The sequence below is a fragment of the Enterobacter sp. BIGb0383 genome (genome assembly GCF_003751845.1).
GTDB lineage: Bacteria > Pseudomonadota > Gammaproteobacteria > Enterobacterales > Enterobacteriaceae > BIGb0383.
The window spans coordinates 44,805-56,296 of sequence record NZ_RJKQ01000005.1; the positions used below are offsets into that span (position 1 = coordinate 44,805).

The following is an 11,492-nucleotide window of genomic DNA, read 5'->3' on the forward strand; positions in this document are numbered from 1 at the left end:
TGCACGTCACAACTCTGTTATACTGCGCGAACACTGTGGGGCTGATTCTGGATTCGACGGGATTTGCGAAACCCAAGGTGCATGCCGAGGTTGCGGCAGGCCTCGTAAAAAAGTCGCAAAAAATAGTCGCAAACGACGAAAACTACGCTTTAGCAGCTTAATAACCTGCTAAGAGCCCTCTCTCCCTAGCCTCCGCTCTTAGGACGGGGATCAAGAGAGGTCAAACCCAAAAGAGATCGCGCGGATGCCTTGCCTGGGGTTGAAGTGCTAAAACTAATCAGGCTAGTTTGTCAGTGGCGTGTCTGTCCGCAGCTGGCAGGTGAATGTAAAGACTGACTAAGCATGTAGTGCCGAGGATGTAGAAATTTCGGACGCGGGTTCAACTCCCGCCAGCTCCACCACATTATGATCCGGATACGTCCGGCGAAGTACAGAAAGCCCGCATGGCACAAGCTCTGCGGGCTTTTTTGTGTCTGTTATTGTCCGAGAAAATCCAGCCAAATCCAGAGATAATTGGTACACGTTTAGGTACACGCTATACTGTGGTCCATTAAACGTGTACCAATTATGGAAGGGATACCAACATGGCGCGCATCACACGCCCTCTCACAAACAACGAGATCCTCAAAGCTAAGCCCCGTGAAAAAGACTTTACCCTGCACGATGGTGATGGCCTGTTCTTACTGATAAAGGCCTCCGGTAAAAAGCTCTGGCGTTTTCGTTACCAACGTCCGGTAAGTGGTAGCCGGACAAATTTAAGTCTCGGTCCATACCCTGCCCTCACTCTCGCAACAGCTCGTCAGATACGCGATCAGCATTTAACCACACTCGCGCAAGGCATTGATCCACAGCAGCAGCAGGAGCAAGCGTCAGAACAACGTCAGATAGAGATGGATAGCATTTTCTCAACTGTGGCCGCCAACTGGTTCCAGATTAAAAGGAAAAGCGTCACAGAGGATTATGCGAAAGACATTTGGCGTTCATTAGATAAAGACGTGTTCCCGGCGATCGGCGCAATACCAGTGCAAGAAGTTAAAGCCAGAACGATTGTTGAAGCACTGGAGCCAATCAAAGCTCGTGGCGCTCTTGAGACCGTTCGTCGCCTGGTGCAGCGTATAAATGAAATAATGATTTTTTCGGTTAACACCGGCCTTATTGATGTAAATCCGTCATCAGGTGTAGGTATGGCTTTTGAGAAACCCAAAAAACAAAACATGCCTACGCTGCGCCCGGAGGAACTCCCAATGCTGATGCGTTCTTTAATTATGTCAAACCTCTCAGTTCCAACTCGCTGCCTGATTGAATGGCAACTCCTTACGCTTGTACGTCCTTCCGAGGCTTCCGGCGCTCGATGGGTAGAGATCGATCTTGGTAAAAAGCTCTGGACCATTCCAGCCGAACGCATGAAAGCTAAACGAGAACATGTAGTTCCTTTATCATCTCAGGCGTTAAATGTCCTTGAGATAATGATACCTATTAGCGCCCATCGCGAGCATGTATTCCCAAGTCGAAATGACCCAAAACAGCCGATGAGTAGCCAAACGGCTAACGCAGCTTTAAAGCGAATTGGTTTTAGTGGTAAATTAGTTGCACATGGATTACGCTCCATAGCAAGCACCGCAATGAATGAAGCTAACTTCAACCCTGATGTTATTGAATCTTCCTTAGCTCACATTGAGAAAAACTCAGTCCGTAAAGCTTACAACAGGGCAACCTATCTGAGCCAAAGAGAAGAGCTCATGCAATGGTGGGGCGAAATGATAAGATCAGCTTCATCCCGTCGGTAAATAAAAACAAAGTATCAAACTAAATATAACCATGAAATGAGGGCTTATGGATATCGAAACTAGAGATATAATACTCAAAGAAATTTTACCTCTGGTAGAAAAAGGGGAGCTTGCTCTTTTTCTCGGGGCAGGAGCAAGTATCGGCACCCCTTCAATTAACACACTGACAATCCCTTCATCTGGGCAATTGGTGAAAAGGATTTGTGAGGCTTGTGATTATGACGATGAAGATGATACAAATACAGACCTCCAAACTGCATTCGGTGTGGGCCAAGATGAAATAGATAACTTTGAGAACTTCCTGATTTCAAATTTCATCTGTGAAAGACCTTTATCATGGCAAATTAACATTTTCAGACTTTGGTGGAGAATCATATTTACGACAAACATTGACGATGTCCCTGAGAAATGTATAGAAACCTTAAAAAAAGATGATAAATCATACCCAGATTATCAAGTATTTAATTATTTAGATAGAGAACCTGTTTTTCGAATCCCTACAGCTCCAGAAGTTGTAAAACTACACGGGTGCGTCAATAAAATAAAAGATGGATTCGTTTTTGATACAGTTAGCTATGCTGACAACACCGTCAAGCAGAGCGACTGGATAAGCCGCAGTGCTTTACATATAACTCATGGGCATTGCCTTTTCGTCGGTTCCAAATTTAAAGAAAGTGATATTGAATTCGCGATACGACAAAGGAAAAATTGGGATAATAATGGCGCTAACTTAACAAACTGGATCGCAATAAAAGATTTTTCATCTATGGAGGAAAAAGCCTACTTACGCCGAGGCATAAAGCCACTAAAATGCACTGCAGATGAAATATTCAACTTGCTTTATGATAATATTCAATATATATCTCCAGCGAAGTTTATAAAGCGTAAAGCCCCATTCCTAGCAAACACAACAAATAACACCAAAGCTCTATCCTGGTTTTCTGAAAACCTGGAGTCAGTAAGAGATGCAATTAAGCACTGGTCAACGAAAACGGGACCATTTACAAGATTTTATTTCGGGGATATGCCTGACTGGTTTTATATAAGCCATAACGTACCAGCCAAATTTAGCTATGTTGACAATTTAGTCAGAACCGTATTATCTTTCAAAAACTCTAACGACAAAGCCAATCTAATTCACATAATCGGATCAATTGGATCAGGAAAAACAACAGTTGCACTACAGGCACTTTCAATTCTTTCCAGCACCCAAGACAACATATACAATTTCATCGGCGTAAATGGTATACATGTCGAAAACTTATGGAATGTAATTAAAGACGTCAAAGGACTAGTTGTTATTTACATTGATTCCGCAGCAAATCATTTTTACGCGGTAAACAATATTATAGAAAGAGCACTAGATAGCAATACAGGCTGTAAACTATGTGTGATAACGGAAGATCGTTCAATTCAATATTATCTTAATAACCGTCACTTATATCAAATACCTCATAAGATAATTCATAAAATCACTCTCAACACTCTTGATAGAAATGACGCCTCAATCCTATTGGAAAAAGCCGATTCACTTGGTGTAATCTATGAGAAATTGAAGGGCTTAAATAATCACAAGCGAGTTGAGAAAGTTATCAGTTTCGATAAAGGTTACAAAGGCGATCTATTAGCAACACTTTATGATCTATCATCAGGAGAATCATATCGCGACAAATTAAACGATGAATATCGTGAGATAACATCACCAGAAGCAAAATCTTTATATGAAATCATTTCTTTGGTCACAGCATGCAAACTTCCTCTACCGCTAAACTATTTATCCGACAGTGAAAACATATCAGTCAACACCGCAATGCAGTACTTAAAAAAAGACCTGGAAGGAAAAATCCATATACGTGAACACAACAAATCAACCATTAGCATAACAGCCAGGCATTACACAATAGCTGAATTCCATTTAACAAAATGCTTCCATAAAGAGACGATTAAAAACCACATCATTAAACTAATGCAGTGTATGTCGAAGAAATTCACTATTAGTGATATCAAAATGCACCCTATAAGCTACAGAATCTATAGAAGCATTTTATCTTACCATTTCCTTTCCGAACAAGTTTTTGCTAAGACAAGCGACTATAAATACATACATGAAATATATTCAACCTGCCAATCTCTCTATGCGCACGATGGTGTGTTCTGGCTTCAATATGGTCTTTTTCTCGAGAAGGACAAACAAATCCCTGAGGCTTTGCACTGTTTCCGTCGAGGGCTTGATTTGTACGACTCCTTCCAAATTCGACATGCTCTTGGGCATCTCTTATTAAAAAAATACACAGCCGAAGGGATGAAGGATGAACAGGAATACCTTGAGGGCGTTCAATGGCTCGAGGGTGAAATAAAAACAAGGACAGCTGACTCATATCCATACACTACACTATGCTCACAGCTATCTAAAATTCTTAGTATCAACCCGCAACACCAACATGCTAAAGAAACCTTACAGAAATACGTTTCAATCGCATTAAATCAAAGTTGTTTTGATGACGAAGCTTTAATTAGAGCTGTAACTCACGCAATGAAAATAATGAATTCCAACAAGTAATACATACTGCATTCACCACTATTAATTGATGGTGGTGAATGCAAAAACCATCAAATAAATCAAATTCTCACAAGCAATGAATCATCCCCCTCAAGCCCCCCCAAGGTTGAACATCTATTAGATAAAGAATCAATTGTCGTACGAAAAACTCTACCATACTGTAGGGTTATGGTCACACGACTGTACTAATGACCCCATCCAGCAGAAATTAGGCCAAAGAATAGGGTCGGTGGTGAGCTGCTTCACAAGCTATACCACCAACTCCGGGCTCAATGATTTATCCTCATTTTCCAGTCTGCGTTCTCCCCCTGTCAGGGGCTTTAAGTCACTATAAATATCTAAGCTCCTGGTACTAACACTCCAGTTAATCCGCACAGCAGCATACTCATGCTCCGAAATTAAATAATTAATACGCCAGCGCGCAATGCTTTCCCCGCCACGCCTGCCCGCTTTATGGGTCGGTTTTCATGCAGTTGCATGAAGGGGCTCAGGCCGTGTCAGCACTGGCCCGGAGCGGGATAAAAAATTCAGCGTTTTGCATGCAAATTCATGCACCTGGTGCATGCAGTCCTATTTTTATAAAAAATACGGCAATTTTCGGGAATTTAATTCGATTTTTTATGGGCGGGACGGCGTTTGGACAGGCGAAAAATCGAGCTGATTTAGTTGTTTTTTGGGTGGGTTTTCTGAGCGGGGCAGGCCTGAAAAGACCTGCCCCGGATTAATTATTTTCTGGCGCTGTCAGTGCCGCTGTGACACGCGGGCCCGGTCCTGGAGGACAGGAGGAAGAACGGGGACAGCTGCCGGGGCGGGAGCTTCTGTCTGTGCCGGAGGGCGAATAATTTCATCAATGGATTCCAGGGTGCGGAAGGTGGCCGAGCAGAACACGTTGACGCACTGAAGATAGCTCTGTTTGACGTTATCCGATAAATAGCGACTGGTGCGCACGTGGGCGGCCTTTTTGCAGTACGGACAGCGCATCATGACTTCACCTCCGCCTGCAGGCTGTCTTTTGCTGTGACCCGGCTCAGGTTGTCATTGATGCGATAGCCGGTTTGTGGCTCCGGCTTACTGCCCGTGATTTTGCGTACTGCACTGGTGACGTTCGTTTTCATTCTCTGGCTCTCTGTGTTTTCAACCTGATGCCATTCTGCCGACCTTCAGACAACAACACGACGTAATGCCGTTGTGGTATCCCTGACACAAAACAATGCATAACCCCCTGCTTGCCAGAGAAATGTCTCAGGAAAACCTGTCTCACCGTTTGTTTTTTTACTTATAACTATTCACTACTCTTCACCTAAAAGAAAAAGATAAGTAATACAATAAATTAAAGGGTGAACAGTTGAGAGAAGAGTGTTCATCGACTGTTCACAAGTGTTCACTCGCTGTGTTTTGTCCGGCTGGCTTGCTCAGACTTTTTTCCGGTTAAGCGGAGGGGAATACATAAATAAAAGTCATCAGGAATGGGCTATCAGTTTGCCATTGATGACCACAAGATTGTCAGCGTTTGCCACTGTATAAAAATCGTTCTGTTGTGTGGTGGGCCCATACATATTGACTTGTTGCTCCCGGGCAAAATATTCACAAAATAGGAAGCTACCCGAAGCCGGACGGACACGACCGGCCCTGTATGGACTTAATGAGGTAGCCTGATGCAAACCGCTTTTTCTTCCCCTTCCTCCGCCCCGGCGGTCCCCCCGATGCCCTTTTCTGACACCGTTCAGGAGCGCTTTATCCGTCTGCCGGAAGTGATGCACCTCTGCGGCCTGTCCCGCTCCACGATTTATGACCTCATCAGCCGTGAAGCTTTCCCGAAACAGATTTCTCTCGGGGGCAAGAACGTGGCCTGGGCGCACACCGAAATTACCGCCTGGATGACCGACCGTATCGCCGCCCGTAACCAGGGCTATGACGCATGACGATGGTTGCCCTGCACAAAGCCCCTTTTTCTGGCTTGCATCTGTTGTGTGTTTCCTGGTACAGTTTTCCAGCTGTCGCAAAATCGGCAGCCGGGATTGGCGTCCCGAATAACTTCAAGGCGACACGACACGCGCCATGCGTGTTTTTTTATGTCGTTGCTCAGGCACACCCTTTTTCTGGACTCTGGTTTTTTTGCTGGGGTTCGTATCAGATAATGGTGGCCCGGGCGGGGCAGCCTTCGGGCTGGCCGGTTCCCTTGAAGGCCGGTTACGCCAACCCCGCTCGGGCTACCACCAGTGAAATTGGCGTTTCCGGTGGTAGTTTTTTAAACTACTTCAAGGATATTGCCCTTATGGCGACGACCCTCACCCCGTCACACCCACAATTCGTCTTCATGTTTGCCGCCGTTCTGCGCGCAGACCGTCAACCCCGTATCTGTATGCTTCGCACCGTGGCCGGTGATGAACAGGCTGCACGTCTTACTCTCGCTCGCGATTACATCCTCGCGTTTGCCGGTCGTCTGCCGGTGACGGAGGTGGGCCTGTGAAAGACCTGATGCACACCCTGACTCACCATGACCTTGCCTGCCTGGAGCACCTGCGTAATGTCGGCCTGCTGGTCAATGAGATGGCCCTGGTGCAGGACTGCGCGAATGTACGTCCTGAGGCCCTCCAGCAGTCGCAGCTTAACTCCGTGATTTACCTGATGACCGCCCAGCTCGACGGCCTGGTGGAGCGCTGCCATCAGCGCTGGCTGACCGGGGAGGACAACGTATGAAAACGCCCCTGCCTCCCGCCCTGCGCGCTGCGCTGTATCGTCGTGCCGTGGCCTGTGCCTGGCTGGCCGTATGCGCACGCCAGCACCGCTATGCACACCTCACCCTTGAGATACTCGAATCTGCTATCGCTGACGAGCTGGAGGGTTTCTACCTGTGCCAGCACGGCGAGGAGAAAGGACGCCAGATTGCCTGTGCCCTGCTGGAAGATTTAATGGAAGCTGGTCCCCTGAAGGCCGCGCCGTCGCTGTCCTTTCTCGGGCTGGCCGTGATGGATGAACTCTGCGCCCGCCATATCACCGCGCCGGTTCTGCACTGAGGGAGAGTTAAGCATGGCTAAAATGAATGTTAGTGAAACTGTAAAGCAGGCGTGCGGCCACTGGCCGCGCATTCTTCCGGCCCTGGGTGTGAAGGTGGCTAAGAACCGGCATCAGGCCTGCCCGGTATGTGGCGGCTCTGACCGTTTCCGCTTCGACGACAAAGAGGGGCGCGGCACCTGGTTCTGCAACCAGTGCGGTGCGGGTGACGGCCTGAGCCTGGTGGAAAAAGCCTTCGGCGTGTCGGCCTCAGAGGCTGCCCTGAAGGTGAATGCTGTGACCGGGAGCCTGTCCCCGGTTGCCCCGGAGGTGATTGCGGATGCGGAAGCTGAAACGGAGACCAGCAGGCGCGCTGCGGCGGTACTTGCCGCCTCCCTGATGGAGAAAACCCGTCTGACCCCCGGCAATGCCTATCTGACCCGTAAGGGCTTCTCCGGTACGGAATGCCTGACACTGATGGCGACACACAAAACCGGCGGCGTGACCTTTCGCGCCGGGGATATGGTCGTCCCTCTGACAGACGAAACCGGCACGCTGGTTAACCTTCAGCTTATTAACGCAGAGGGCCTTAAACGCACCCTGAAGGGCGGACAGGTCAAAGGGGCATGCCATATCATCGAAGGACAGAAACAGGCCGGAAAACGCCTGTGGATAGCGGAGGGCTATGCCACGGCCCTGACCGTCCATCACCTCACCGGCGAAACCGTGATGGTGGCGCTCTCTTCCGTGAACCTCCTTTCTCTGGCGAGCCTGGCCCGGACTAAACACCCGGCCTGTCAGATTGTCCTCGCCGCTGACCGGGACCTGAACGGTGACGGCCAGAATAAAGCCGCTGTGGCCGCAGGTGCCTGTCAGGGTATCGTGGCTCTGCCACCGGTATTCGGGGACTGGAATGATGCGTTTATGCAGCAGGGGGAAGACGCCACCCGCAGGGCGATTAACACCGCGATACAGCCCCCGGCACAAAGCCCGTTCGACACCATGAGCGAGGCGGAGTTTACCGCCATGAGCGCCAGTGAGAAAGCGATGCGGGTGCATGAGCACTACGGCGAAGCGCTGGCGGTGGATGCGAACGGCCAGCTTCTGTCCCGCTATGAGCAGGGTATCTGGAAAGTGATACCGCCCTCTGACTTTGCCCGCGACGTGGCCGGTCTGTTCCAGCGCCTGCGCGCCCCGTTCTCGTCCGGGCGAATTGCGTCTGTGGTCGATACCCTGAAACTGATTATTCCCCAGCAGGCCGCCCCGGCGCGTCGTCTGATTGGTTTTCGCAACGGCGTGCTCGATACCGGCACCGGTGTATTCAGCCCGCACAGTAAAGCCCACTGGCTGCGCACGCTCTGTGACGTGGATTTCACCCCGCCGGTCACGGGCGAAACCCTGGAAACTCACGCCCCGAATTTCTGGCGCTGGCTGGACCGCGCCGCAGGGAGCAGTGCAGCAAAACGTGACGTCATTCTCGCCGCTCTGTTTATGGTGCTGGCGAACCGCTACGACTGGCAGCTCTTCCTCGAGGTCACCGGACCGGGCGGGAGCGGGAAAAGTATTCTGGCCGAAATCGCCACGATGCTCGCCGGAGAAGACAACGCCACCTCAGCCACCATCGAGACGCTGGAGTCCTCCCGCGAGCGTGCAGCCCTGATTGGTTTCTCGCTGATACGTCTGCCGGACCAGGAGAAATGGAGTGGCGACGGGGCTGGCCTGAAGGCCATTACCGGGGGGGATGCCGTCTCCGTTGACCCGAAATACCAGAACGCCTATTCAACCCATATTCCGGCGGTGATTCTGGCCGTGAACAACAACCCAATGCGCTTTACCGACCGCAGCGGAGGAGTCTCCCGCCGTCGGGTAATTATTCACTTCCCGGAGCAGATTGCCCCGGAAGAGCGCGACCCGCAGCTTAAAGACAAAATTGCCCGCGAGCTGGCCGTCATTGTGCGCCAGCTGATGCAGCAGTTCAGCGACCCGATGGCCGCCCGCACGCTGCTCCAGGCGCAGCAGAACTCCATTGAAGCGCTCAGCATCAAGCGTGATGCCGACCCTGCGTTTGATTTTTGCGGATACCTTGAGGCACAAACGGGAACCGACGGAATGTATATGGGCAATGCCAACATTGTCCCGCGCCAGCCCCGCCAGTATCTGTACCATGCCTATCTGGTGTACATGGAGGCACACGGCTACAAAAATACCCTCAGCCTCACCATGTTTGGCAAGGGGCTGCCAGCGATGCTGAAAGAGTACGGGCTGGAATACGACAAGCGGCGTACCAACCAGGGGATGCAGACCAATCTCGCCCTGAAAGAGGAGAGCAATGCTGACTGGCTGCCCCGTTGCGATGAACCTGGAACAAGAGAGCCTGTCCTGAATAGCATTTAAAGCCGGGCATGAATTTCCCCGGCCAGTTGGCTGGGGACGTTTAATCAAAACGACAGAGCATCACACCTCGATATCCCGCCGGTATCGATATTGTTCCCATATGTCCCGATATTAGATATGCCTTCACAAATGTAAATGCTGGAAACTGAAGGTCCGCTAAGAGCGAAAAACGGACCTTCAAATCCTAACAGGTTCCATTGATTAGCCTTGGCTGTCAGTTACGCCATCGTTAACATGAAGCCGATCGAATAATTCCCTATCCATTTTTTACAAATACACAGTGGCAAGAAAGATAGATTCTTGCTCATGACAAGCAGAGTGATTCATTTGTATAAAGAGACTTCGCCTTCAGGACGCGTTTTGAACCTGCGATGCATCCACAGGTATTGCTCAGGGGCACGGAGAATTTCACGCTCGATGATCTTGTTCATATAAGCCGCTGCGGCGACCTTGTCTTCCCCAGGATAGCCTGACAACGGATTGCTGATATACATGTGATAACCTTTTTTATCGCTACGTCGAATCATGCTAAGTGTGATCAAGTATGCACCAGCGAGTTTTGACAGAGCATACGTTCCGTTCGTCGTGGCTGCTTTTTTTACCGAGAAAAAAGGTGCAAAAACGCTTCCCTTAGCCCCATAATCCTGGTCTGGTGCAAACCAAACGGCTTCACCAGCTTTTAGCGCATGAACAAAACCAGATAAATTACGTCGATTAATCATGGTTTTATTTGAACGCATACGCCCTTTTGTCTGTACCCATTCCATTAATGGATTATTGTGTGGGCGATACGTTGCCATCATAGGATGGCATAACCCCATTACTCTTCCACACAACTCAAGGGACATAAAATGAATCCCGACAACAATTACTCCTCTTGTCGCACCGGTCAGGTTTTCAAGCCCTTCGACATCAAACCATTTTTTGACTCTCGCATCGCTCCAGAACCAGGCCATTCCTGTTTCCATTAGTCCCAGCCCGAGAGAAACAAAGTTTTTATTGACCATCTGGCTCCGGGCAAACGGTGTCATCTCGGGAAAGCACAGTTCGATATTTCTAATCGCAATACCTTCCCGGCGTTTCAGAAAGGGTCTGGATATTTTTCCAAGGCCAGAGCCCAGAATATGTAAAACCGGGTAGGGAAGTTGAACGAGAAGCCACAGCAGACCCAAACCAGACCAGGTAAGCCAGTGGCGAGGATGAAGTAAATTATGAGTAAAAGTCTGTGCCATAAATTTCCTTAATGCTAATGAAGGTTATAACGCAAAAGGAAAACAATGAGGCAATTCGTCTTTAGCGATACCGGGCAGGCAACATGAACCGGTCTTTCTTTAAAATATCTGAGCCCTTTTGTATAAGGCATTAATAATGCCCCTGAGGAATACAGTAATTATTATACGCTTTAATATGAAAATAACTGACATAATTTATGTTAAGTTGTGTCTGAATCAGAATGTCAGATATTTGAAATTGAACGTCTGATTTATGATACACTACCCTTCCGTGAGAAATTTAAGATGAAATCAGAAGACACCCTTGACTGGTATCCGGCACAACTACCGCCTGTGAAAATTATTCTTGGCGAAGCCGTGCTGGCTGTGGGTAAACAGGGCCGACCGATTAATACCCGCACCTTGCTGGAATACCTTCAGGTCATGCAGGGCAAACAAAAAAGGCGGGATGACAAAATCGCCATGCAGACTGCGATTGATGTTCTCAGGGATAATCAGCGCATTAACGGCAGACGTTAATGCACC

Annotated in this window: 12 protein-coding genes and 1 other RNA gene; 10 read left to right on the forward strand and 3 right to left on the reverse strand. The window is 48.9% G+C overall.

Annotation, left to right across the window (positions count from 1 at the left end; genetic code table 11):
• Positions 1-37 precede the first annotated feature (37 nt).
• The 4 genes from ssrA to EDF81_RS20295 all read left to right on the forward strand — a co-directional run bounded on the left by ssrA (position 38) and on the right by EDF81_RS20295 (position 5,072).
• Positions 38-401: a transfer-messenger RNA gene (ssrA, locus tag EDF81_RS20280) on the forward strand.
• Between the two features lie 183 nt (positions 402-584).
• Positions 585-1,787, forward strand: a complete 1,203-nt coding sequence (locus EDF81_RS20285) for an integrase domain-containing protein (RefSeq protein WP_123349978.1) — start codon at positions 585-587, stop codon at positions 1,785-1,787.
• A gap of 46 nt (positions 1,788-1,833) precedes the next feature.
• A complete protein-coding gene (locus EDF81_RS20290) occupies positions 1,834-4,347 on the forward strand; it encodes an SIR2 family protein (protein ID WP_123349979.1) in 2,514 nt (837 codons plus the stop codon).
• Between the two features lie 494 nt (positions 4,348-4,841).
• Positions 4,842-5,072: a hypothetical protein gene (locus EDF81_RS20295; RefSeq protein WP_184999560.1), complete on the forward strand. Its 231-nt coding sequence runs from the start codon at positions 4,842-4,844 to the stop codon at positions 5,070-5,072.
• Between the two features lie 16 nt (positions 5,073-5,088).
• Here the strand turns inward: EDF81_RS20295 and EDF81_RS20300 are convergent, their stop codons facing one another.
• Positions 5,089-5,331, reverse strand: a complete 243-nt coding sequence (locus tag EDF81_RS20300; protein WP_123349981.1) for an ogr/Delta-like zinc finger family protein — start codon at positions 5,329-5,331, stop codon at positions 5,089-5,091.
• Positions 5,328-5,462, reverse strand: coding sequence for a hypothetical protein (locus EDF81_RS24285; protein ID WP_260232739.1), 135 nt, complete (start codon positions 5,460-5,462; stop codon positions 5,328-5,330). Before EDF81_RS24285 ends, EDF81_RS20300 begins: the two co-directional genes overlap by 4 nt.
• Positions 5,463-6,002: 540 nt before the next feature.
• Between EDF81_RS24285 and EDF81_RS20310 the strand changes: the two genes are divergently transcribed.
• Genes EDF81_RS20310 through EDF81_RS20330 form a run of 5 tightly spaced genes read left to right on the forward strand, consistent with a single transcriptional unit; the run spans position 6,003 to position 9,735 of the window.
• Positions 6,003-6,269, forward strand: coding sequence for an AlpA family transcriptional regulator (locus tag EDF81_RS20310; RefSeq protein ID WP_184999559.1), 267 nt, complete (start codon positions 6,003-6,005; stop codon positions 6,267-6,269).
• Positions 6,266-6,817 (forward strand): host cell division inhibitor Icd-like protein, encoded by a 552-nt coding sequence (locus EDF81_RS20315; RefSeq protein WP_123349982.1) that lies wholly within the window; start codon positions 6,266-6,268, stop codon positions 6,815-6,817. Before EDF81_RS20310 ends, EDF81_RS20315 begins: the two co-directional genes overlap by 4 nt.
• 8 nt (positions 6,818-6,825) lie before the next feature.
• Positions 6,826-7,047, forward strand: coding sequence for a hypothetical protein (locus EDF81_RS20320; RefSeq protein ID WP_404851500.1), 222 nt, complete (start codon positions 6,826-6,828; stop codon positions 7,045-7,047).
• Positions 7,044-7,364, forward strand: a complete 321-nt coding sequence (locus EDF81_RS20325; RefSeq protein WP_123349983.1) for a DUF5375 domain-containing protein — start codon at positions 7,044-7,046, stop codon at positions 7,362-7,364. Before EDF81_RS20320 ends, EDF81_RS20325 begins: the two co-directional genes overlap by 4 nt.
• Positions 7,365-7,377: 13 nt before the next feature.
• Positions 7,378-9,735: a primase-helicase zinc-binding domain-containing protein gene (locus tag EDF81_RS20330; protein ID WP_123349984.1), complete on the forward strand. Its 2,358-nt coding sequence runs from the start codon at positions 7,378-7,380 to the stop codon at positions 9,733-9,735.
• A gap of 323 nt (positions 9,736-10,058) precedes the next feature.
• Here EDF81_RS20330 and lpxP read toward each other — a convergent pair whose 3' ends face one another.
• Positions 10,059-10,967, reverse strand: coding sequence for a kdo(2)-lipid IV(A) palmitoleoyltransferase (gene lpxP / locus EDF81_RS20335; RefSeq protein ID WP_123349985.1), 909 nt, complete (start codon positions 10,965-10,967; stop codon positions 10,059-10,061).
• Positions 10,968-11,252: 285 nt separating this feature from the next.
• On the opposite strand from lpxP, the gene EDF81_RS20340 reads away from it, so the two are divergent.
• Complete coding sequence (locus EDF81_RS20340; RefSeq protein ID WP_100194928.1) at positions 11,253-11,486, forward strand: hypothetical protein; 234 nt, start codon at positions 11,253-11,255, stop codon at positions 11,484-11,486.
• Positions 11,487-11,492: the final 6 nt, after the last annotated feature.